This is a genomic window from Neisseria sp. P0009.S007 (genome assembly GCF_051962515.1).
The window spans coordinates 1-1,753 of the sequence record NZ_JBQCVF010000269.1 but is presented as its reverse complement, the minus strand read 5'-3'; the positions used below and the strand labels follow the sequence as shown (position 1 = coordinate 1,753).

2 protein-coding genes are annotated in these 1,753 nt (G+C 51.9%); both read right to left on the bottom strand.

Annotated features, from left to right (window positions below):
• The coding region (locus ACTHS3_RS12335; RefSeq protein ID WP_440368065.1) for an abortive infection system antitoxin AbiGi family protein at positions 1-275 on the bottom strand (275 nt) is incomplete at its 3' end.
• Between the two features lie 38 nt (positions 276-313).
• Positions 314-1,753: anthranilate synthase component I (gene trpE, locus ACTHS3_RS12330; protein WP_440368064.1), on the bottom strand; the 1,440-nt coding region annotated here is incomplete at its 5' end.

The following is a 1,753-nucleotide window of genomic DNA, read 5'->3' as shown; positions in this document are numbered from 1 at the left end:
AATACATACCAAATAGGCGACAACTCATGCTCAATAGCCCATTCTTTTGTCATTCCAATACCAAATTCCCCATAAAATTCAGTATGTTCTGAAATTTTTGATAATGGAATATCACAAAAACATACCATAGGATATGCACAAAATTCAAAGTTTTTATTTTTAGCCCAGCCGATATCCTCTCGGCAATACCTAGGCCAAAACCCATTCTCTAGGATATCAAATAAATAATCTTCCCTAGGAGTAAAATGGAATAATGTGTCTGCTTTTATAGTCATACTAATACCTAAATATAAAATTAATATAAAGACTGATTTTACCTATCTAACCCTTCCTGTACCATCTGCGCCGCCCTGACCACTGCTCGGGCCTTATTCTGCGTTTCCTGCCATTCGGAAGTCGGGTCGGAGTCGGCGACGATGCCTGCGCCGCTTTGGACGTATAGGGTATTGTTTTTCACTACGGCGGTGCGGATGGCAATCGCCAAATCCATGTCGTTGTTGAAACCCCATACGCCGACGGCGCCGCCGTAGATGCCGCGTTTGCTCGGTTCGACTTCTTCGATGATTTCCATGGCACGGACTTTGGGTGCGCCGGAAAGTGTGCCGGCGGGGAATGTGGCGGCGAGGATGTCCATGTTGGTGACGCCCTCTTTCAGACGACCTTCGACGTTGGAAACGATGTGCATCACATGGGAGTATTTTTCAATCACCATTTTGTCGGTTACTTTGACTTCGCCCGTTTTGCTGATGCGGCCGACGTCGTTGCGCCCTAAATCGATGAGCATGACGTGTTCGGCGATTTCTTTGGCGTCACTTAACAAGTCCTGCTCGTTGGCAAGGTCTTCGGCGGGGGTTTTACCGCGCAGGCGCGTACCAGCGATGGGGCGGACGATGACATCGTCGCGTTCGCGGCGGACAAGGATTTCGGGCGAGGAACCGACGATGTGGAAATCGCCGAAATCGTAGTAAAAGAGGTAAGGCGAAGGGTTGAGCGTGCGCAGAGCGCGGTAGAGGGCGAGCGGGCTGTCGGTGAATTCCATGCTCATGCGCTGGCTGGGGACGACCTGCATACAGTCGCCTGCGAAGATGTAGTCTTTGATTTTATCGACGCAGGTTTTGAACGGCTCTTCACCGAACTCGCTGACGGCTTCGGTGTGTTTGCTGCCGAGCGAAAGCGGGATGGCGCAGCTTTGGCGCAACTGGGTGCGGATGTCTTCGAGGCGTTCGCGGGCGCGTTCGTAGCCGTCGGGCTGCAAGGGATCAGCGTAAACAATGAGGTGGATTTTGCCGCTTAAATTGTCGATAACCGCCAACTCTTGCGACAGCATCAGCAAGATGTCGGGCGTGCCGAGCGGATCGGCTTTGGCGGTGTTTTTGAGGCGGTGGGCGAAGTGTTCGAAATTGTAGATGGTTTCGTAACCGAAGTAGCCGACCAGTCCGCCGGTAAAGCGCGGCAGGCTTGGGATTTCGGGCGTTTTGAAACGGTTGTGGAAGGCTTCGATAAAGGGCAGCGGATTGCCGTCGTGTTGTTCAACGATTTCGCCGTTTTGGTAAACATCGACGTGTTTGCCACTGACTTTGAGATAGTGGCTGCAAGGCAGGCCGATAAAGGAATAACGGCCGAAACGTTCGCCGCCGACAACGGATTCGAGCAGGTAGGTGAAAGGCTTGTTGGCGAGTTTGAGGTAGATTGAGAGCGGTGTGTCCAAGTCGGCAAGCAGCTCTTGAACGAGTGGAATGCGGTTGTAACCTTG